Consider the following 20,056-nt stretch of genomic DNA (forward strand, 5'->3'; position numbering starts at 1 on the left):
AGGCGCGCGGGACTCCGCAGAGGCGCCGGGCTCCGCAGGCGCGCGGCCTACCAGCCCGGCGGCGGCGAAGAGGGCGGCGGCGGGCCGTACGAAGCGGGTGCCCGGTCCCAGGCGGGCGCGCCGCCCGCCGGCCCGTGTGCGCCGCGCGCCGCGAGGGCCAGGAGCGCGACGATGCCCGCGAGGACGTAGAACGCCGAACTCAGCACGGTGAGCTGGAGGTTGAGGGTGGCGTCCCAGAGGCCGTCGAAGAGATCCGCCTTGACGGCCACGCTGAGGCCGAGCGCACCCCACAGGCCGATCGCGGTGGCCGCCGCCATGCCGAGAGGGCGGCTGAACGCCGCGTGCCGCAGCGCGGCGACCGCCGCCACCAGAGCGATCAGGACCACGGTGAGGGCGCCCCAGGCCGAGGGCGTGTAGAGCAGGGACAGGACGTTGTTGCGGCCGCCGGTCAGGGCGCTGCGGTAGACGTCCCAGCCGTACTCCTGGACGTAGTAGACCTCCCAGGCGGCGCGTACGCAGGCCGCTGCGCCCAGGCAGAGGAAGGCCGTGGCCGCCGCACCGTTGCCGGGTCTGACGGGTTCCTCGTCGGGGCCGGCGGGCGCCGGCGGATATCCGTAGCCGCCGTAGCCGCCGTGGTCGGGCGCGCGGCGGCCCACCGCGGCGGTGATGAGCAGCACCACTCCCAGGCCGACGGCGGTGCCCGCGCTCGCGAGTGCCTGGGTGCGCTGGTCCTGGTCGCCCCAGAGCCGCATCCAGTCGGAGGTGAGGATCCACAGGCTGGGTACGCGCAGGGCAACCGTGAGCAGTCCGGCGGCGACAAGGGCCGAGGTGGCGGACGGCGAGCGCGGTGCCGTCACCGCCACGGCCCCGCACACCAGGACCAGGACGAGATCGGTGAGGCCGGTGACGCCGACCCCCTGGCCCGAGTAGTCCGCCGCGGGCAGTCCCGACCACATCCACCACACCGAGCCGGGGCCCTCGGTCTCGGCGAGGTCGCGCACGATCCACACGAGGGAAATGAGCGCGATAAGGCCGGCGGCGACGGTTCCGGTGGTCCGCGCTCCGCGCGTGAGTATCTGCGGCTGCCCCATGAGGCCCAAATACTCCCGCCGCGGCGAACGTTCAACAAGAGGCGGGAGTGCGGCAACGGCAACCGGGTAGCCGAGCGCCGGGAACGGGCGACCGGCCGGAGAGACATGGCGCACCCCGGCCGGTCCACGGCACCCGCACGGCCGTACGTTGTACAGCGTGACGCGTCCGTATATCGGAGGTGCGTCAGTGAAGTTGCCTCCACGTAAACGAAATTGAGCCCCGTTAATCGATAAACGTCGGGCGCCCGGCACGGCCGTCAAGCACGCCGGAAAATCGATCTGCAGAAATTTCCCTCAAGAAGCCGGCGGATCTTTCATCGGGACCGCCAAACTCTTGACTGCGCACTCGATCTGTTGCGAAAGTCCGCTCAAATCACGGCGCTTTGACCGTGACGTGCCGCGTACCACCTTCTTCGAGTGCGGGGGTCCACACGTCATGACCAGCTCACCCAGGACCGATTCCCAGGACTCCCCGGGAATCCCTCCCGGACTCGATCCCGACGGCGGCCTCGGAAAGGGAACAGGACCGGGCACGGAACTGGCCGGACGATCACCCGGCCAACTGATGTGGATCCGCTTCAAAAGGGATCGCTCCGGCGTGATCTCCGCCTGTGTCGTAGGGATCTTCTTTGCCGTCGCACTGCTCGCCCCGCTGATCTCCAAGCTCTACGGAAAAGATCCGTATACCCGCTACGGACAGCTCAGAGACGATCTTCTGAACGACTTCGGCTATCCGATCGCACCGAACGGAGGGGTGAGCGGAGAGTTCTGGTTCGGAGTTGAACCAATTCTTGGCCGCGATGTCTTCACCCAACTCCTATACGGAATGCGGACTTCGCTTTACCTGGCGCTCGCGGTCACTCTGATATCGGTGCTCACTGCAATCATTCTCGGGGTGACCGCCGGCTATCTGGGCGGCCGCACCGACTACTTCATCGGCCGGATCATCGATCTTCTGATGGCCTTTCCGAACCAGCTGTTCTTCGTCGCCTTCATGCCGATCGTGGTCGCCCTGTTCGTGGACCCGGCGGACGAGACTCCGACGTATGTGCGCTGTCTGGCCCTGGTGTTGGTGCTCTGGTTCCTGGGCTGGATGACGCTCGGACGGATCCTGCGCGGGGCCACCCTGTCGCTGCGGGAGCGGGAGTTCATCGAGGCCGCGAAGGTCAGCGGGGCCTCGCCGTGGCGGATCATCCGCAAGGAACTGCTGCCCAACCTGGTCACACCGATCCTCGTGCAGGGCACCTACATGCTGCCCCAGGCCGTGACCTCCATCGCCGCGCTCTCCTTCCTCGGCGTGGGCCTGGTCGAGCCCACCCCCGACTGGGGGCGGATGTTCGCGATCGGCGCCAACCACTACGAGAACGACTTCACCTACATGTTCTTCCCCGGCATCGCCATGGTGATCTTCATCGTGGCCTTCAACCTCCTCGGGGACTCGGTCCGGGACGCGTTCGACCCCAAGACCAACCGCTGAAAGGGCAGGTGCGCAAACAGCCATGACAGGTATTCAGGTACGCAGAGGACGCGCCGCGGTAGTGGCGCTCGCCGCGGGGGCTCTGGTGCTCAGCGCCTGCAGCAGCGGAGGCGGCGGCAACGGCAAGGGCAAGGAGCAGGGGCCAAAGGCCAAGGAGCAGGGCCTGATCGAGTTCGCCGACGCCGAGGCCTCCAGCGGGGCGGCCGAGGACGTGCCGGGCGCCAAGCCTGGCGGCACCATCCGGATCCTGCAGCGCGACAGCTTCGCCCACACGGACCCCGCGCAGATCTACGTCTCCGACGAGGGCATGCTGGCCACCCTGATCCACCGCCGGCTGACCACGGTCAAGCTGGACAACGACGGCAAGTACACGGTCGTCGGCGACCTCGCGACGGACAGCGGCAAGCCGAGCGACGGCGGCAAGACCTGGACGTACAAGCTCAAGGACGGCATCAAGTTCGAGGACGGCTCACCCATCACGTCCAAGGACATCCGGCACACCTTCGAGCGGCAGTTCGCGCCCTTCATCACCGAGGGCCCCACCTTCGTGCAGTCCTGGCTGGCGAACACCGCGGGCACCGAGTACCGCAAGCTGCTCCCGGACGGCCCGTACAAGGGCAAGCATCTGCCGGACAGCATCCTTGAGACGCCGGACGACAAGACGGTCGTCTTCAAGTTCAAGAAGGCACAGAACGACCTGCCGTACGCGGTCGGCATGGCGGGCTACGGCGTGGTGTCCCAGGCCAAGGACACCAAGGAGAAGTACGACAAGAAGCCGGTGGCCTCGGGCCCGTACAAGATCCAGGACTTCAAGTCCGGCAAGTCCATGACCCTGGTGAAGAACACCGAGTGGGACCCGAAGACGGACTCCGCGCGCCACCAGTACCCGGAGAAGTTCGAGATCACCTTCAACCACCAGAGCGACGACTACGCCAAGCGCGTCATGTCGGACACCGGTGAGAACCAGTACGCGGCCGCCTTCACCAACTTCGTGGACGCGGGCTCGATGCCGAAGGTGATGGGCGACAAGGAGATCAAGTCCCGCTCCATGAGCGGCTATCAGAGCTATGTGGCCCAGTTCGCCATGAACATGGACCGCATCAAGGACAAGAAGGTCCGTGAGGCCATCACGCACGCGCTGCCCATCAAGTCCGTGCTCGCGCCCTACGGCGGCACCACGGGCGGCGACCTCGCGGCGAGCCTGATCAGCCCGCTGCTGCCCGGCCACGACGCGAAGTACGACCCGTACGGCAAGCTCAAGAAGCCCAACGGCGACCCCGAGAAGGCCAAGGCCCTCCTGAAGGAAGCGGGCAAGGAGGGCATGAAGCTCACCTACGCCTACAACAACAGCGCCGAGGACCAGCAGGTCTCCGTGGCCGTGGCCGACGCACTCAAGCAGGCGGGCTTCAACGTGCAGCGCAAGGAACTGCCCGCCGACACCTACTACGACCTGGTCGGCAAGCGGGACAACAAGTACGACCTGTACCGCAACAACTGGGGCCATGACTGGCCGAGTTCCTCGACCGTGATCCCGCCGCTCTTCGACGGCCGGAAGATCGCCGACGGCGCGAACAACTACTCGCACGTCAACGACCCGAAGATCAACTCGGAGATCGACCGGATCCTGAAGATCGCCGACCCGGCGGAGGCGGCCACCGAGTGGTGGGAGCTCAACAAGTACATCCTCGAAGAGGTCCTGCCGGTGGTCCCCGCCTACTACTACAAGCAGACCCAGGTCACCGGGTCCAAGATCGGCGGCGCCATCTACAACGACGACCTGAACGGCACCGACCCGACGAAGCTGTACGTCAAGCAGTGACGGTCGCGCAGTAACCACCGTGTGTGCGAGGGGCGTCCGCCCGCCGGGCGCCCCCCGCACGGTCCCGCCACACCGCCGCCCGCGGCCGTACCCCGAAAGCTGCCCGCCATGCTGCGATTTCTGGCCCGCCGGTCCCTCGGCGCCCTGGTCATTCTCGCGATCATCAGCGCGTTCACGTTCTTCCTCTTCTACAGCATCCCGCGCGACCCGGCGCTGCTCGCCTGCGGCAAGAACTGCACGCCCGAGGCGCTGGAGATCATCCGCAAGAACATGGGCATCGACAAGCCGATCCCGGTGCAGTACTGGGAGTTCATGGCCGGGATCTTCGCCGGGCGTGAGTTCGCGGTCGGGCCCTGCCCCGCGCCCTGCCTCGGCTACTCGTTCGTGGACAACAGCCCCGTGTGGGAGACGATCCTGGACCGCTTCCCGACGACCGTCTCGCTCGCGGCCGGCGGCGCGCTGCTCTTCCTGCTCTTCGGCCTCGGCGGCGGCATGATCGCGGCCTGGCGGCGCGGCACCCTCACCGACAAGATCGTCAGCTCCACCTCGCTCGCACTGAGCTCCATGCAGATCTACTTCGTCGGTCCGCTGCTGCTCGCGCTGCTCGTCTACCGCCTGGAGTGGTTCTCGCAGCCGAAGTACGTGCCGATCACCGAGGATCCGCCGGGCTGGCTCGCGGGGCTGCTCATCCCCTGGTTCGTGCTCTCCCTGATCTTCATCTCCAACTACACCCGTATGGCGCGCTCCTCGATGATCGAGCAGCTCCAGGAAGAACATGTGAAGGCCGCCCGCGCCAAGGGCATGAGCAGCCGCACCGTCTTCTTCCGGTACGCCTGGCGCGGCTCGCTGATCCCGATCGTGACGATCTTCGGCATCGACATGGGCTCGCTCTTCGGCGGCGCGGTGATCACGGAGTTCACCTTCACCCTGCCGGGGCTCGGACGGCTCGCGGTGCAGTCGGTCCTGAACACGGATCTGCCGATGCTGATGGGCGTGATGCTCTTCGCGGCCACGGCGATCATCCTCTTCAACATCCTCGTGGACGCCACGTACGCGTTCATCGACCCGCGTGTGCGGCTTTCCTGACGGCGAGGAGCGCTCAAGTGACCACCGTGACCAAGGAATCCGGCGACCCGGCGAAGGCACCGGCCGGGAGCTTTCTCTCGGTAAGCGATCTGCATGTCTCGTTCGCCACCGAGGACGGGATCGTCAAGGCCGTCGACGGCGTCTCGTTCGATCTGCAGCGCGGCCAGACGCTCGGCATCGTCGGCGAGTCGGGCTCCGGCAAGTCCGTGACCAATCTGTCGATCCTCGGCCTGCACGACCCGAAGACCACCAGCGTGAGCGGGGACATCGTCCTGGACGGCCAGTATCTGATCGGCGCGGGCGAACGCACCCTGGAACACCTGCGCGGCAACAAGATGGCCATGATCTTCCAGGACGCCCTGACCGCGCTCTCGCCGTACTACACGGTGGGCCGGCAGATCTCCGAGCCGTACCGCAAACACCTGGGCGCCTCCCGGCGCGAGGCCAGGGAGCGTGCCGTCGAGATGCTGGAGAAGGTCGGCATCCCGGGCGCCAAGCTGCGGGTGGACGACTATCCGCACCAGTTCTCCGGCGGTATGCGCCAGCGCGCGATGATCGCCATGGCCCTGGTCTGCAACCCGGATCTGCTGATCGCCGACGAGCCGACCACCGCGCTCGACGTGACGGTGCAGGCGCAGATCCTCGACCTCCTCAAGGACCTCCAGCAGGAGTTCGGCTCGGCGATCATCCTGATCACCCATGACCTCGGGGTGGTCTCCCGCACGGCCGACGACATCCTGGTGATGTACGCGGGCCGCGCGGTGGAGCGCGGAACGGTGCGCGAAGTGATGCGCTCCCCCCAACACCCCTATACCTGGGGCCTGTTGACATCCATGCCGAAGCTGACCTCGGCCGTCGAGGAACCGCTCACGCCGATCCCGGGCGCCCCGCCGAGCCTGCTCGCCCCGCCGCCCGGCTGCCCCTTCCATCCGCGGTGCGGCTTCCCCGGCGACGTGAACGGCGGCCGCTGCAGCACGGAGCGGCCCGAACTGCCCGAGGGCCGCGGCGCCGCCTGCCATCTCACACCGGAGCAGAAACACACCATCTTCACGGAGCGGATCAGGCCGCGGCTCGGGGAGCGGAGGCAGCAGCGATGAAGGACCCGATGAACGGCGGCGGTACGGAAGTGCCGGCGCCGCGCGAGGCCGGCCCGGCCGCCACCGCACAGGACGCGGCGCCCGGAGAGCCGCTCCTCGTCGCCGAGAACCTGGTCAAACACTTCCCGATCATGGGCGGCTTCCCGGTCAAACGCCGCGTGGGCGCCGTCCAGGCCGTCGACGGCATCGACCTCACCGTGCACAGCGGCGAGAGCTTCGGCCTGGTCGGCGAGTCGGGCTGCGGCAAGTCCACCATGGGACGGACCCTGGCCCGCCTCCTGGAGCCCACCGGCGGCACCATCACGTACCGGGGGCGGGACATCACACATGCGAGCCGCAAGCAGCTGATGCCGATCCGCCCCGAGATCCAGATGATCTTCCAGGACCCGTACGCGTCCCTGAACCCGCGCCAGACCGTGGGCACCATCGTCGGCGGTCCGATGGAGATCAACGGGGTGATGCCGCCCGGCGGGCGCGAGAAGCGGGTGCGCGAACTCCTGGAGGTGGTCGGGCTCAGCCCCGAGCACTACAACCGCTTCCCGCACGAGTTCTCCGGCGGCCAGCGCCAACGGATCGGTGTGGCAAGGGCGTTGGGCCTTGAGCCGAAACTCATCATCGCGGACGAACCGGTCTCGGCCCTGGATGTCTCCATCCAGGCCCAGGTGGTCAATCTGCTCCAGGAGCTCCAGCGCGAGCTGGGCATCGCGTTCCTGTTCATCGCCCATGACCTGGCCGTCGTACGGCACTTCTCGCAGCGGGTCGCGGTGATGTATCTGGGGCGGATCGTGGAGGTGGGCGACCGCGACTCGATCTACCGCCGGCCGCGCCATCCGTACACCCACGCCCTGCTCTCCGCGGTGCCGGAGGCGACGTTCGAGGACGAGGGGGAAGGGGAGGGCCGGGAGCGGATCCGGCTCGCCGGCGATGTGCCGTCCCCCATCCACCCGCCCTCCGGCTGCCGGTTCCGCACCCGGTGCTGGAAGGCGGAGGCGAAGTGTGCGGCCGAGGTGCCGCCGCTGGTCCATATCGCCGGTAACAGGGAAGGGCATCTGACGGCGTGCCACTTCCCGGAGGAGCCCACGATCGCGGCGCGGGAGGAGGATGTGATCCTCGACCCCGCGCTCGCCGCGATCGAGGAGGTCGACTGACGCCCCTTGACCCGAGCTCAGCGCCTCCGGCGGGGCCGCGGGCCGCATCCCCCTTCGCACCGGGGCGGGCGCGGCCCGCGGCGCTGTTCACCGGCCGGCCGGCTGCCACGGGACCGGCCCGCCCGCCCCCTTTCAGGAGTGAACTGTCAGCCCACCACGTGCCGTTCCTCCGCGAAGTGGCACGCCGACGGATGGGCCTCGGGACCGTCCGCCGTCCGGAACTCCGCCGGAACGGCCAGCTCCGGCACCTCGAGCTCGCACCGCTCCTGCGCCTTCCAGCAGCGGGTGCGGAAGCGGCACCCGGACGGCGGGTTCGCGGGCGAGGGCACATCTCCCGTGAGAATGATGCGCTCGCGCCGCTCCCGCGCCTCCGGGTCCGGCACCGGGACCGCGGAGAGCAGCGCCTGTGTGTAGGGGTGCGTGGGGTGTTCGTAGATCTGCTCGTCCGTGCCGATCTCGGCGAGCCGGCCGAGGTACATCACCCCGACGCGGTCGGAGATGTGCCGCACGATGGACAGGTCGTGCGCGATGAAGACGTAACTCAGATCGAACTCGTTCTGCAGCTTGTCCAGGAGGTTGATGACCTGCGCCTGCACCGACACGTCGAGCGCGGACACCGGCTCGTCGGCCACGATGATCTCGGGGCGCAGGGCGAGGCCGCGGGCGATGCCGATGCGCTGGCGCTGACCGCCGGAGAACTGGTGCGGGTAGCGGTTGATGTACTCGGGGTTGAGACCGACGACGTCCAGGAGCTCCTGCACCTTGCGCCGCCGGTCGCCCTTCGGGGCCACCTCGGGGTGGATCTCGTACGGCTCGCCGATGATGTCGCCCACCGTCATACGCGGGTTGAGCGAGGTGTAGGGGTCCTGGAACACCATCTGGATGTTGCGGCGTACGGCCTTCAGGGCGCGGCCCGACAGCCGGGTGATGTCCTCGCCCTTGTACCGGATCTCCCCCGCCGTCGGCCGTTCCAGATTCACCAGCATCTTCGCGACGGTGGACTTGCCGCAGCCGGACTCCCCCACGATGCCGAGGGTCTCGCCCGCCGTGAGGGCGAAGTCGACGCCGTCGACCGCCTTGACCGCGCCGACCTGCTTCTTGAACAGCACCCCCTGGGTGAGCGGGAAATGCTTGACCAGGCCCCGCACTTCGAGGATCGGCTCCCCGGACGGCGCCGGCCTCGCGTCCGCCACCTCTTCGGTCAGCTCAGGCATCGCGCAGCGTCTCCTTCCAGAAGTGGCACGCACTCTGCCGGGTCCCGTCCTCGGTCACCCGGGCAAGCGGCGGCACCTCGGTGCGGCAGATGTCCTGGGCCCGCGGACAGCGGGGGTTGAAGGCGCAGCCGGGCGGGATGGCCATCAGGTTGGGCGGCAGGCCCTTGATGGCGAAGAGCTCCTGGCCCTTCTGGTCCAGGCGCGGAATGGAGTCGAGCAGGCCGCGGGTGTACGGGTGGGCCGGGGCCTTGTAGATCTCGTGGACCGGGGCGTGCTCCACGATGCGGCCCGCGTACATCACCGCGATCTTGTCGGCGACGTCCGCGACCACGCCCAGGTCGTGGGTGATCAGGATCAGGCCCATGTTCAGCTCGCGCTGCAACTCCGCGAGCAGATCCATGACCTGGGCCTGCACGGTCACGTCGAGTGCCGTGGTCGGCTCGTCCGCGATGATCAGCGAGGGTTCCAGGGCGAGCGCCATCGCGATCATGATGCGCTGACGCATACCGCCGCTGAACTGGTGCGGATACTGCCCGACCCGCTCCTTCGCCGCCGGGATACGCACCCGGTCCATCAGCTCGACCGCCTTGGCCCGCGCGTCCTTCTTGGACATCCCGCGGTGCACGATGAACATCTCGCCGAGCTGGTCGCCGACCGAGAGCACCGGGTTGAGCGAGGACAGCGCGTCCTGGAAGATCATCGCCATCTGCGCGCCGCGCACCTTGCGCCGCTCGTCCTCCTTGAACTGGAGGAGGTCCTTGCCCCGGAAGAGGATCTCGCCACCGGTGATCTTCCCGGGCGGCGAGTCCAGGATGCCCATGATGGCCTGCGCGGTGACCGACTTGCCGGAGCCCGACTCGCCGAGCACGGCGAGCGTCTCGCCCTCGTCCACCGAGTAGGTCACACCGTTGACGGCCTTGGCGACCCCGTCCCTGGTACGGAACTCCACCTGCAGATCGCGTACGTCGAGCAACATGCGACCGGTCACCTCAGCTTGGGATCGAGGGCGTCGCGCACCGCGTCGCCGAGCATGATGAACGCGAGCACCGTGATGCTCAGGGCGCCCGCGGGCCAGAGCAGCATGTGCGGGGCGTTGCGGATGGACTGCGCGGCGTTCGAGATGTCGATGCCCCACGAGACCGTGGGGGGCCGAAGTCCCACGCCCAGGAAGGAGAGTGTGGCCTCCAGGGCGATATACGTGCCGAGCGCGATGGTGGCGACCACGATCACCGGCGCGACGGCATTGGGCGCGACGTGCCGAAGGAGCATCCGCCCGTTGCTCGCGCCGAGCGCCCGCGCCGCCTGTACGTAGTCGTTCTGCTTGGCGGTGATCACCGAGCCGCGGGCGATACGGGAGACCTGCGGCCAGCCGAGCAGCACGATGAACCCGACGACGGGCCACACGGTGGTGCTGGTGACCACCGAGAGCAGTACCAGACCGCCGAGGATCACCGGGATGCCGAAGAAGATGTCCGCGATCCGGGAGAGCAGCGCGTCCCACCAGCCGCCGAAGAACCCGGCGAGCCCGCCGAGCAGACTGCCGAGGAGCGCGGCGCCGATGGTGGCGCAGATGCCGACGGTGATGGAGGCACGCGCCCCGTACACGGTACGGGTGTAGACATCGCAGCCCTGGGTGTCGTACCCGAAGGGATGGCCGGGCTGTGAGCCTTCCTCGGACTTCGACAGATCGCACTGCAACGGGTCGCCGTCGGCGATGAGCCCCGGCCAGATCGAGATGATCACGAGGAAGAGGATCAGCAGCGCCGAGACGATGAAGACGGGGTTGCGGCGCAGCTCGTGCCAGGCGTCCGACCACAGGCTGCGCGCCTTGGTCTCGGGCCCGGGGCCGCCGGGCCCGCCGGGCGTCTTCTCCAGGGTCTGTGCCTCGCTCATCGCCAGATCCATCGCGCCGCCGCCACCGGTGGCCGCGACGGACTGCTTCGGGTCGTGCGGCTCAGGCATAACGGATCCTCGGGTCCAGGACCGCGTAAAGGAGGTCGACGATCAGGTTGGCGAGCAGGAAGACGATCACCAGGACGGTCACGAAGCCGACGACCGTGGGGGCGTTGTTGCGCAGGATGCCCTGGTAGATCTGGTAGCCGACGCCATGGATGTTGAAGATCTTCTCCGTGACGATGGCGCCGCCCATGAGCGCACCGATGTCGGTGCCGATGAAGGTGATCACGGGGATCAGTGAATTGCGCAGCAGATGGCGGGTGATGATGCGGCGTCTCGGCAGGCCCTTGGCGACGGCGGTGCGCAGATAGTCGGCGCGTACGTTCTCCGCGATGGAGGTACGGGTCAGGCGCGTGACGTACGCGAGGGAGACCAGGGCGAGCACGATGCCGGGCAGGATCAGCTCGTTGAAGGGGGCGTCCGACGACACCGTCGGCCGTACGACCCCCCATTTCACGCCGAACAGAAACTGCAGGACGTAGCCGCTGACGAAGGTCGGGATCGAGATCACGATCAGGGTGAGCACAAGGACCGAACTGTCGATGAAACGGCCGCGCTTGAGCCCGCTGAGCACACCGAGCGAGATGCCCACGATCAGCTCGATCACCAGCGCGACGATGGTGAGCCGCAGGGTCACGGGGTAGGCGCTGGCGAGCAGTTCGGTGACCTTCTGGCCGTTGAAGGCGGTCCCGAAGTCACCCTGGAAGATCTGCCCCATGTAGTGCAGATACTGCTTCCACAGCGGCTGATCGAGATACAGCTCCTTGCGGATACGGGCGGCGGTGGCGGGGTCGGGCGCCTTGTCGCCGAAGAGGGCGGCGACCGGATCGCCGAGCGCGTACACCATGACGAAGATCAGGAACGTGCTGCCGATGAACACCGGGATCATCTGGAGCAGCCGCCGGATCACATAGCGTCCCAAGTCAGGCTCCGTGGGTAGGACAACGGGCCGTTCCTGGAGAGTGGCGCAGGAACGGCCCGCTGTGGTCGATCAGTTGACCTTGATCTGGTCGTAGACCGGGACGCTGAACTGGTTGAGCTGGACGTCCGAGACCTGGTCCGAGTAGCCGGCGCTGCCGTTCTGGTACCAGAGCGGGATCGACGGCATCTGCTCGGCGAGGATCTTCTCGGCCTCCTGGAACTTCTTCACGGCCTCGGCCTCGTCGGGCGCCTTGTTGGCCTCGGCGACGAGCTGGTCGAACTGCTTGTTGTCGAACTTGCCGTAGTTCGAGGAGCCGCCGGTCGTGAAGAGCGGCTGGATGAAGTTCTGGATCAGCGGGTAGTCCGCCTGCCAGCCGGAGCGGAAGGGCCCGGTCATCTTGAAGTTGGACATCTGGTTCTTGAAGTCCGCGAAGGTGCCGACCGGGTTGACCGTGCACACCGCGCCCTTGCCGAGGGCGTTGTTGATGCTGTTGCAGACGGCGTCCATCCACTCGCGGTGCGAGCCGGTGTCGACGTTCGAGGTCAGCGTGACCTTGCCGCCGGGCAGTCCGCCGCCCTCCTCGATCAGCTTCTTGGCCTGCTCCGGGTCGTACTTGCAGGCGTCACCGCACAGGCCCTCCTTGTAGCCGCCCTTGTCGTGCAGGGCGGGCGAGGTCCAGTCGGAGGCCGGGGTGCGGGTCTCCTGGAAGATCTGCTTGGTGATCTGGTCCCGGTTGATCGCCATGGACAGGCCCTTGCGGACCTTCTCCATCCCGGGCTTGCCCCAGGCCTGGTCGTACATCGGGAAGACCACGGTCTGGATGATCAGCGCGGGCTGGTTGATGTAGCGGTCGCCGAGGTCGCTCTTGACGTTCTTGAGCTGCTTGGCCGGTACGTCGTCGACGAGGTCGAGGTTGCCCGCCATCAGGTCGGTGTACGCGGTGTTGTTGTCCGTGTAGACCTGCAGGTCCACACCCGCGTTCTTCGCCTTGTCCTCGCCCTTGTACCCGTCCCAGGCGCGCAGCTTCATCGCGGAGCCCTTGGTGTAGGAGTCCACGGTGTACGGGCCGTTGCCGACCGGCTTCTTCAGCCAGGCGTCGTGGTCCTTGAAGAAGGCCTCGGGCAGCGGCGAGAACGCCTGGTAGCCGAGGGTCTCGGGCCAGGTCGAGAACTTCTCCTTGAGCTTGACCGTGAAGGTCTTGTCGTCCTTGACCACGAGGCCCGACATGGTCTTGGCCGTGGCGTTCCCCGACTCCGGGTGGACCGCGTCGTAGCCCTCGATATTGGAGAAGAACGGCGAGTTGTTCTGCTTGTTGTCGACGTGCGCGCCGTAGTTCCAGGCGTCCACGAAGGACTTCGCGGTGATCTTCTCGCCGTTGCTGAACGTCCAGCCGTCCTTGAGCTTGACGGTGAAGTTCTGCTGGTCCGAGGTCTCGATCTTCTCGGCGATCACGTCCTTGGCCTCGCCGCTCTTGGGGTCGTACTTCTTCAGACCCCGGAACAGCATGTCGAGGACCTTGCCGCCCTGCACCTCGTTGGTGTTGGCCGGCTCGATCGGGTTCTGCGGATCACCCCACGAGGACCGCACGATCCCGGAGCCGTCGCCGCCGCTGCTCCCACCGCCACAGGCCGTCGCCGCGAGAGCGACGGTCACCGCACATACGGCCCACTTGGCGTGTGTGGCTCCGCGCATGGAGTGCCTCCTCTTCAGGCCAAATCACAGTTACGCCCAAATACACCCCAGACGGTGACGTACCGCATCTCTATGGCGGCTTTCCGTGGATAGTGGGACACAGAAAACCCCCGGATGCCCGAGTGGGGCTTCCGGGGGTTCTGCGCCACGGCGGCTACGCGTCATCCCTAGCTGACGAGAACGGCCTTCTCCTCGGCGAAGTGGCAGGCCGACTCGTGCGCGGCCGGTGTGTCCGAGCCCTTGAAGCGCTCGGGGATCGCGAGCAGCGGCACCTCACTCGCGCACTTGTCCTGCGCCTTCCAGCAGCGGGTGCGGAAGCGGCAGCCGGAGGGCGGATTGGCGGGCGAGGGCACATCTCCGGTGAGGATGATGCGCTCCCGGCCCTCGCGGGCCTCCGGGTCGGGCACCGGCACCGCCGACAGCAGCGCCTGCGTGTAGGGGTGCGTCGGGTGCTCGTAGATCTGCTGGTCGGAGCCGATCTCGGCCATCTTGCCGAGGTACATCACGCCGACCCGGTCGGAGATGTGCCGCACGATGGACAGGTCGTGCGCGATGAAGATGTAGGAGAGGTTGAACTCGTCCTGCAGCTTCTCCATCAGGTTGATGACCTGGGCCTGCACCGACACGTCGAGCGCGGACACCGGCTCGTCGCAGATGATGATCTCCGGGTTGAGCGCGAGGCCGCGGGCGATGCCGATGCGCTGGCGCTGACCGCCGGAGAACTGGTGCGGGTAGCGGTTGATGTACTCGGGGTTGAGGCCGACGACGTCCAGGAGCTCCTGCACCTTGCGCCGGCGGTCGCCCTTCGGGGCCACCTCGGGGTGGATGTCGAAGGGCTCGCCGATGATGTCGCCCACCGTCATACGCGGGTTGAGCGAGGTGTAGGGGTCCTGGAACACCATCTGGATGTTGCGGCGTACGGCCTTCAGGGCCCGGCCCGACAGCCTGGTGATGTCCTGGCCCTTGTAGAAGACCTCGCCCGCGGTCGCCTGCTCCAGCATCATCAGGAGCTTGGCGACGGTGGACTTGCCGCAGCCGGACTCCCCCACGATGCCGAGGGTCTCGCCCTGGTGCAGGTCGAAGGAGATTCCGTCGACCGCCTTGACCGCGCCGATCTGCTTCTTGAACAGGATGCCCTGGGTCAGCGGGAAGTGCTTGACCAGATTGCGCACCTGCAGGATCGGCTCACCGCGCTCGACCGGCGCCTCGATCGCGGCGACCGACTCGGTCTCGGTGGCGGCGTCGACCGTGTCCACCTCGGAGACGTTGGGGGTCGCGTCCATGGGCTCGTCGGACTTCGAGAGCTTCGCGGGCTCAGCCATGGATCGTCTCCTTCCAGAAGTGGCAGGCGCTGCCGCGGCCTGCCAGGTCCCCGCCGTCGCGCTCGGTCACCTGGTGCAGCACCGGGATCTCGGTACGGCAGATGTCCTGCGCCGAGGGGCAGCGCGGGTTGAACGCACAACCGGACGGAATGCGCGTCAGGTTGGGCGGCAGACCCTTGATCGCGTACAGCTCCTGGCCCTTCTGGTCCAGGCGCGGGATCGAGTCGAGCAGACCCCGGGTGTACGGGTGCGCGGGCCGCTTGTACAGCTCGTGCACCGGCGCCGTCTCCACGATCCGGCCCGCGTACATCACCGCGATCTTGTCGGCGACGTCCGCGACCACACCCAGGTCGTGGGTGATCAGGATCAGGCCCATGTTGTACTCGCGCTGCAGCTCGGCGAGGAGATCCATGACCTGGGCCTGCACGGTCACGTCGAGCGCCGTGGTGGGCTCGTCCGCGATGATCAGGTCCGGCTCCAGGGCGAGCGCCATGGCGATCATGATGCGCTGGCGCATACCGCCGGAGAACTGGTGCGGATAGTCGCCGACCCGCTCCTTCGCGGCCGGGATACGCACCCGGTCCATCAGCTCGACCGCCTTGGCCTTGGCCTCCTTCTTGGAGAGGCCCTGGTGCACACGGAACATCTCGCCGAGCTGATAGCCCACGGAGAGCACCGGGTTGAGCGAGGAGAGCGCGTCCTGGAAGATCATCGCGATCTTCTGGCCGCGGATCTTCCGGCGCTCCTCGTTGCCCATCTTGAGCATGTCCTCGCCGCGGAAGAGGATCTCTCCCTGGGGGATCTTCCCCGGCGGCATATCGAGGATGCCCATGATCGCCTGCGCGGTCACGGACTTGCCGGAGCCGGACTCGCCGAGCACCGCGAGGGTCTCGCCGGCGCTGACCGTGTAGTTGACGCCGTTGACGGCCTTGGCCACGCCCTCGCGGGTGTGGAACTCCACGTGCAGGTCCCGGACTTCGAGCAGCGGCCCGCCGTCGTCACCTGACGGACCCCGAGCGGGGAGGTCCGCCGTCTTGTCAATGGTGGTCATGTACGCCTCCCTCAGCGCAGCTTGGGGTCGAGGGCTTCGCGTACCGCGTCGCCGAGCATGATGAACGCCAGCACCGTGATGCTCAGCATTCCGGCCGGGAAGAGGAGGGTATGCGGGCTGTTGCGGATCTGGTTCGAGGCGTCGGAAATGTCACCGCCCCACGACAGGGAGTCGGAGGGCAGACCCATGCCTAGGTAGGACAGGGTCGACTCCGCCACGATGTAAACGCCGAGCGAGATGGTCGCGACGACGATCACAGGTGCGATGGCGTTCGGCAGGATGTGCCGGAACAGAATCCGCTTGGTGTCCGCGCCGAGCGCCTTGGCCGCCACCACGTAGTCGGAGTGCTTGGTGGTGATGACCGCGCCGCGCATCACTCGGGCGATCTGTGTCCAGCCGAGGAAGGCCAAGGCGCCCATAACCACCCATACCGACCGTTCGGCGAATGCGTTCAGGACGACCATCGCGCCGAGCAGGAACGGGATGCCGAAGAAGACATCGGTGATCCGCGAGAGCAGGCTGTCCCAGATGCCGCCGAAGTAGCCGGCGAGCATCCCGAGCAGACCGCCGAACAGGGTGACCAGGAGCGTCACGCCGACACCGACGAGGATCGAGTTGCGGGTGCCGTGGATGACCCGGGCGTAGACGCTGCGGCCCTGCAGGTCGTAGCCGAACCAGTCGGCCTGGCCTATGTGTCCGAGCTCCGGCTTCTGCAGTGTCTTCGCCAGCTCGCCGAGCGACGGGCTGGCACTGGTGAACAGCGTCGGGAACGCGGAGATCACCAGGAACAGCAGGATCAGGGCCGCGGACACCACGAACTGCGGCTTGCGGCGCAGATCCCGCCACGCGTCGGCACCGAGGCTGCGGGGCTTGCCCGCGACGGGGGCGGTGTCCTGCACATCCGACGGGGCCAGGCTGTCCTGCCGCTGTGCCGTCTCGTCCTGTGCGGTGGTCTTGATGGCGTCAGGCATAACGGATCCTCGGGTCCAGGACCGCGTAAAGCAGGTCGACGATCAGGCTGGCGAGGAGGTACACGAGGACCAGCAGCGTCACAATGCCGACGATCACCGTGCCCTCGCGGCGGTTCAGCGCCTGGAAGAGGAGGTTGCCGACGCCCTGGACGTTGAAGACGCCCTCGGTGACGACGGCGCCGCCCATCAGGGCGCCGATGTCGGTGCCCAGATAAGTGACCACGGGGATCAGCGAGTTGCGCAGCAGATGCCTGCTGACGATCCGGGACTTGGGCAGACCCTTGGCGACGGCGGTGCGCATGAAGTCGGCACGGAGGTTCTCGGCTATGGACGTTCTGGTCAGCCGGGCCACATAGGCGAGGCTGACCATGCCGAGCACGATCGCCGGGACGAGCAGCTGCTGCATGTTCATGGAGTCCTGGACCGTGGGTGTGATCCAGCCCAGTTCATTGCCGAAGTACAGCTGGGCGACCAGACCGAGCACGAAGATCGGCACGGAGATCACGACGAGCGTGAACAGCGTGACGCCGGTGTCGATGGCCTTGCCGCGCTTGATGCCGGCCAGGACGCCGAGGGTGATGCCGACGACGAGCTCGAACGCGAACGCCATGAGGGCCAGGCGCATGGAGACCGGGAAGGCCTGCGTGATCTCGTCGATCACCGGTCTGTTGCCGGCGATGGTCTTGCCGAAGTCACCCTGCAGCAAGCCGCCCATGTAGTGCAGATACTGCTGCCACAGCGGCAGATCCAGGCCGCGGTCATGGCGAAGTTGCGCAAGCTGCGCCGGGTCCGGCGGCTTGTCTCCCCACAGCGCCCGTACCGGGTCGCCGGGAAGCACATTCACCATGAGAAAGATCAGCAGAGTCGTCCCGATGAACACCGGGATCATCTGGAGCAGTCGCCGCGCGACATAGCGCCCCATTTGTGCCTCCTCCATTGCGGAGCCGCCCTGTGGCGGCGCCCGGGATCGCCGGACGCCGCCACAGGGTCAGAACTCCGACTCCTACTTCTTGAAGACCTCGACGTCGGTGAGGATGGGGTCACCGGCCTGGTCGAACTCCATGCCCTTGACGTTGTTGGAGTAGGCGGAGAGCACCTTGTTGTACCAGAGCGGGATGCCCGGGAAGGTCTTGACCAGCTCCTTCTCGGCCTGCTGGTACAGCTTCGCCGACTCCTCGATCGACGAGGCCTGGTCGGCCTTCTTGGTCAGCTCGTCGAACTTCGGGTCCGAGAAGCCGCCCTTGTTGCCGTCGACGCCGGTGCCGTAGAGGTCGGCGAGGAAGTTGCCGTTGAACGGGTAGTCGAGCACCCAGCCGGAGCGGTAGATCGACTTGACCTGCTTCTTGTCCCGCACCTCGGTGTCGGCCTGGAAGTCGGTCTTGGCGTCGCCCTCGCACTTGACGCCGGTCGCCTTGGTGATGCTGTTGCAGACCGCGACGACCCAGTCCTTGTGCGGCTGGTCGGCGTTGTACTGGATGGAGATCTTGTTGCCCGGAACGCCGCCGCCGTCCTTGATGAACTGCTTGGCCTTCTTCGGGTCGAACTTGCAGAACTCGCCGCAGGCGTCTTCCTGGTAGCCCTTCACGCCCTTGGCGACCCAGCCGGTGGCCGACTCGCGGGTGCCGAAGAACACGGCCTTGGCGATGCCCTCACGGTCGATCGCCATCGACAGGCCCTGCAGGACCTTGACGTCGATGTCCTTCCACTGCTTGGTGTAGAAGGCCGGGTTGATCGTGTTGATCGCCGAGAAGTCGGTGTCGATCGCGCGGTCGCCGAAGTCCTGCTTGAAGTTGGCGAGCTCGCTGTTCGGGACCAGCGGCATGCTGTCGACGTTGTCGGAGCGCAGGTCGTTGTAGGCACCCGTGTCGGACGTGTACGCCTTGAAGTTGACGCCGCCGTTCTTGGCCTTGTTCTCACCCTTGTAGTCGTCGTTGCGGACGACCTGGATGGACTTCTTGTGGTCCCAGCTCTTGAACTTGTAGGGACCGTTGCCGACCGGCTTCTCGCCGTAGCCGTCGGGGTCCTTGAAGAACCCGGAGGGCAGCGGGTAGAAGGGCGTGTACACGAGCTTGTACTCGTAGTACGGAATGCCGTTGTTCAGGGTGATGGTGAAGGTGTGGTCGTCGACCACCTTCAGGCCGGACATGGCGTCCTTCTTGGCCTTGCCCTTCTCCGGGTGGACCTCGTCGTAGCCGACGATGTCGCGGTACCAGGCGCTGTTCTGCTGACCGTTCTTGGGGTTCGCGGCCCAGTTCCAGGCGTCCACGTAGGACTTGGCCGTCACGGCCTCGCCGTTGTGGAACTTCCAGCCCTTCTTGAGCTTGACGGTCCACACCTTGTTGTCCGCGTCGGGCTTGATCGACTCGGCGTTCTCGTAGGTGATGTTGCCCTGCTTGTCGTAGTGGACAAGCCCGGTGAACAGCGAGTCGATGACGACGCTGCCGTACGCCTCCATGGTGTTGGCCGGCTGCAGGGCGTTCTGCGGCTCACCGTTGGCGTAACTGACGATGCCGTTCTTGTCGACAGCGCGGTTCTTGTTGTCACTGCCACTGCCGCTGCCACCGCCGCAGGCGGTCGCGCCCAGCGCGACAACGCCGGCTATCGCGACCCACTTGGCGCTCTTGGCACCACGCATGGGTTCCTCCTCATGAGTCCACTGTTCACTACAAGAGGGGGCACGTGACGTCCCGCCGACACCCCTGACGGCGAAGATCGAGTGCCCCAGTGTGCTCGTGAGTCGGCGCTCCCCACAGCGCGTGACCCATTGACCCGAGCTCTTCGCGCTCAACTATTAGCCATGGGGTTCCGCCCGACCACACCCTTTTGGTCTCGGTTCGATCACACCTGGCGTTGACTTCTTCCGAAATCTGGACAAAACGATCCGAGATAGATGGCCGCGAAACGGACTCGTTACACATCTATCGGTCAGTGACGTCCGCATTCCGGACACGTGGTCCAGGAAAACCTGTTGCGGTTACGACCGTAGTGTCGGGTGGGTCAAGGCGCGTAGACCACCCATGGCCATGATCGAAATCAGGCCAACATACGCCCGGAACGTGGCAGTTGCTTGCCTGCGCGGCACTCTGCTGATCTCGCCGCGCCCCGGCACCCTGCCAGGAACGCCGACTGGCCCGACTCTACGCCGAGTTGGGCGTGGAGCCGGGCCAGTCGGACCGTCGGTCGAGCCGTCAGCGGGACCGTCTCAGCGGG

Annotated in this window: 16 protein-coding genes; 5 read left to right on the top strand and 11 right to left on the bottom strand. The window is 66.8% G+C overall.

The window, feature by feature from the left end; all coding sequences use genetic code 11:
- Positions 1-47: 47 nt before the first annotated feature.
- Entirely contained in the window at positions 48-1,091 is a 1,044-nt protein-coding gene (locus ACFQVC_RS12535; protein WP_381830094.1) for a hypothetical protein, read from the bottom strand.
- Positions 1,092-1,527: 436 nt separating this feature from the next.
- On the opposite strand from ACFQVC_RS12535, the gene ACFQVC_RS12540 reads away from it, so the two are divergent.
- The 5 genes from ACFQVC_RS12540 (at position 1,528) to ACFQVC_RS12560 (ending at position 7,718) form a co-directional block, all read left to right on the top strand.
- Positions 1,528-2,568: an ABC transporter permease gene (locus tag ACFQVC_RS12540; RefSeq protein WP_381830096.1), complete on the top strand. Its 1,041-nt coding sequence runs from the start codon at positions 1,528-1,530 to the stop codon at positions 2,566-2,568.
- Positions 2,569-2,590: 22 nt separating this feature from the next.
- The gene (locus ACFQVC_RS12545; protein WP_381830098.1) at positions 2,591-4,387 is read left to right on the top strand and encodes an ABC transporter substrate-binding protein; all 1,797 of its coding nucleotides are present in this window, start codon (positions 2,591-2,593) and stop codon (positions 4,385-4,387) included.
- Positions 4,388-4,495: 108 nt separating this feature from the next.
- On the top strand, positions 4,496-5,473 hold the full coding sequence (locus ACFQVC_RS12550; protein ID WP_381830100.1) for an ABC transporter permease: 978 nt from the start codon (positions 4,496-4,498) through the stop codon (positions 5,471-5,473).
- A gap of 17 nt (positions 5,474-5,490) precedes the next feature.
- Positions 5,491-6,570 carry an ABC transporter ATP-binding protein gene (locus ACFQVC_RS12555; protein WP_381830102.1) on the top strand — a complete coding sequence of 360 codons (1,080 nt, stop codon included), beginning with the start codon at positions 5,491-5,493 and terminating at the stop codon, positions 6,568-6,570.
- Positions 6,567-7,718 carry an ABC transporter ATP-binding protein gene (locus ACFQVC_RS12560; protein WP_381830104.1) on the top strand — a complete coding sequence of 384 codons (1,152 nt, stop codon included), beginning with the start codon at positions 6,567-6,569 and terminating at the stop codon, positions 7,716-7,718. The genes ACFQVC_RS12555 and ACFQVC_RS12560 overlap by 4 nt, the downstream gene beginning before the upstream one ends.
- 146 nt (positions 7,719-7,864) lie before the next feature.
- Here ACFQVC_RS12560 and ACFQVC_RS12565 read toward each other — a convergent pair whose 3' ends face one another.
- The 10 genes from ACFQVC_RS12565 to ACFQVC_RS12610 form a co-directional block, all read right to left on the bottom strand.
- A complete protein-coding gene (locus tag ACFQVC_RS12565; RefSeq protein ID WP_381830106.1) occupies positions 7,865-8,932 on the bottom strand; it encodes an ABC transporter ATP-binding protein in 1,068 nt (355 codons plus the stop codon).
- Positions 8,925-9,908 (bottom strand): ABC transporter ATP-binding protein, encoded by a 984-nt coding sequence (locus ACFQVC_RS12570; protein ID WP_381830108.1) that lies wholly within the window; start codon positions 9,906-9,908, stop codon positions 8,925-8,927. Before ACFQVC_RS12570 ends, ACFQVC_RS12565 begins: the two co-directional genes overlap by 8 nt.
- Before the next feature lie 8 nt (positions 9,909-9,916).
- Positions 9,917-10,894 (bottom strand): ABC transporter permease, encoded by a 978-nt coding sequence (locus tag ACFQVC_RS12575; RefSeq protein WP_381830110.1) that lies wholly within the window; start codon positions 10,892-10,894, stop codon positions 9,917-9,919.
- The gene (locus ACFQVC_RS12580; protein WP_381830113.1) at positions 10,887-11,810 is read right to left on the bottom strand and encodes an ABC transporter permease; all 924 of its coding nucleotides are present in this window, start codon (positions 11,808-11,810) and stop codon (positions 10,887-10,889) included. Before ACFQVC_RS12580 ends, ACFQVC_RS12575 begins: the two co-directional genes overlap by 8 nt.
- A gap of 69 nt (positions 11,811-11,879) precedes the next feature.
- Positions 11,880-13,502 carry a peptide ABC transporter substrate-binding protein gene (locus tag ACFQVC_RS12585; protein ID WP_381830115.1) on the bottom strand — a complete coding sequence of 541 codons (1,623 nt, stop codon included), beginning with the start codon at positions 13,500-13,502 and terminating at the stop codon, positions 11,880-11,882.
- Positions 13,503-13,669: 167 nt separating this feature from the next.
- On the bottom strand, positions 13,670-14,824 hold the full coding sequence (locus ACFQVC_RS12590) for an ABC transporter ATP-binding protein (RefSeq protein ID WP_381830117.1): 1,155 nt from the start codon (positions 14,822-14,824) through the stop codon (positions 13,670-13,672).
- Positions 14,817-15,875, bottom strand: a complete 1,059-nt coding sequence (locus tag ACFQVC_RS12595) for an ABC transporter ATP-binding protein (RefSeq protein ID WP_381830119.1) — start codon at positions 15,873-15,875, stop codon at positions 14,817-14,819. The genes ACFQVC_RS12590 and ACFQVC_RS12595 overlap by 8 nt, the downstream gene beginning before the upstream one ends.
- 11 nt (positions 15,876-15,886) lie before the next feature.
- Positions 15,887-16,846, bottom strand: a complete 960-nt coding sequence (locus ACFQVC_RS12600) for an ABC transporter permease (RefSeq protein ID WP_381830121.1) — start codon at positions 16,844-16,846, stop codon at positions 15,887-15,889.
- Positions 16,839-17,768: an ABC transporter permease gene (locus ACFQVC_RS12605; protein WP_381830123.1), complete on the bottom strand. Its 930-nt coding sequence runs from the start codon at positions 17,766-17,768 to the stop codon at positions 16,839-16,841. Before ACFQVC_RS12605 ends, ACFQVC_RS12600 begins: the two co-directional genes overlap by 8 nt.
- An 81-nt stretch (positions 17,769-17,849) precedes the next feature.
- Entirely contained in the window at positions 17,850-19,481 is a 1,632-nt protein-coding gene (locus tag ACFQVC_RS12610; RefSeq protein ID WP_381830125.1) for a peptide ABC transporter substrate-binding protein, read from the bottom strand.
- Between the last annotated feature and the right edge of the window lie 575 nt (positions 19,482-20,056).

The organism is Streptomyces monticola, from assembly GCF_042665355.1.
Lineage (GTDB): Bacteria > Actinomycetota > Actinomycetes > Streptomycetales > Streptomycetaceae > Streptomyces > Streptomyces monticola.

Coding starts and splice junctions, on each gene's coding strand:
- ACFQVC_RS12560 (WP_381830104.1), top strand. CDS start 6,567: ATGAAGGACCCGATGAACGGCGGCGGTACGGAAGTGCCGGCGCCGCGC.
- ACFQVC_RS12540 (WP_381830096.1), top strand. CDS start 1,528: ATGACCAGCTCACCCAGGACCGATTCCCAGGACTCCCCGGGAATCCCT.
- ACFQVC_RS12535 (WP_381830094.1), bottom strand. CDS start 1,091: ATGGGGCAGCCGCAGATACTCACGCGCGGAGCGCGGACCACCGGAACC.
- ACFQVC_RS12585 (WP_381830115.1), bottom strand. CDS start 13,502: ATGCGCGGAGCCACACACGCCAAGTGGGCCGTATGTGCGGTGACCGTC.
- ACFQVC_RS12575 (WP_381830110.1), bottom strand. CDS start 10,894: ATGCCTGAGCCGCACGACCCGAAGCAGTCCGTCGCGGCCACCGGTGGC.
- ACFQVC_RS12590 (WP_381830117.1), bottom strand. CDS start 14,824: ATGGCTGAGCCCGCGAAGCTCTCGAAGTCCGACGAGCCCATGGACGCG.
- ACFQVC_RS12550 (WP_381830100.1), top strand. CDS start 4,496: ATGCTGCGATTTCTGGCCCGCCGGTCCCTCGGCGCCCTGGTCATTCTC.
- ACFQVC_RS12545 (WP_381830098.1), top strand. CDS start 2,591: ATGACAGGTATTCAGGTACGCAGAGGACGCGCCGCGGTAGTGGCGCTC.
- ACFQVC_RS12570 (WP_381830108.1), bottom strand. CDS start 9,908: ATGTTGCTCGACGTACGCGATCTGCAGGTGGAGTTCCGTACCAGGGAC.
- ACFQVC_RS12595 (WP_381830119.1), bottom strand. CDS start 15,875: ATGACCACCATTGACAAGACGGCGGACCTCCCCGCTCGGGGTCCGTCA.
- ACFQVC_RS12565 (WP_381830106.1), bottom strand. CDS start 8,932: ATGCCTGAGCTGACCGAAGAGGTGGCGGACGCGAGGCCGGCGCCGTCC.
- ACFQVC_RS12610 (WP_381830125.1), bottom strand. CDS start 19,481: ATGCGTGGTGCCAAGAGCGCCAAGTGGGTCGCGATAGCCGGCGTTGTC.
- ACFQVC_RS12600 (WP_381830121.1), bottom strand. CDS start 16,846: ATGCCTGACGCCATCAAGACCACCGCACAGGACGAGACGGCACAGCGG.
- ACFQVC_RS12605 (WP_381830123.1), bottom strand. CDS start 17,768: ATGGGGCGCTATGTCGCGCGGCGACTGCTCCAGATGATCCCGGTGTTC.